At 64.8% G+C, this 250-nt stretch carries 1 protein-coding gene; it reads right to left on the bottom strand.

From position 1 onward, the window contains the following. Nucleotides 1–250 (bottom strand): hypothetical protein (locus SB660_RS22510; protein ID WP_410584704.1); only part of this gene is annotated, 250 nt, incomplete at both ends.

The following is a 250-nucleotide window of genomic DNA, read 5'->3' as shown; positions in this document are numbered from 1 at the left end:
CGGGCCGCCTATCGCGATGCCGAGCGGTACGAGCAGCATCGCCACGAAGCTCACCGCGGTCATCACGACGTAGGTGACAACGCCGCCGATGACGGGCGCGCCGAAACCGAGATGGTTGGAACGCGCGCTCGCGCCGATCGACATCAGTGCCGCACCCACGATGACGAGATAGATGAGCTGCAGCGAGAGCGCAATCGCCAAGAACACTCCCATGCCGTCCGGAATCTGGGCGAGGCCCTCTCGGATGAAG

Source organism: Bacillus sp. SIMBA_005, assembly GCF_046535585.1.
In the GTDB taxonomy this organism is placed as follows: domain Bacteria; phylum Bacillota; class Bacilli; order Bacillales; family Bacillaceae; genus Bacillus; species Bacillus pumilus.
This window is presented reverse-complemented; position numbering and strand designations above follow the sequence as displayed.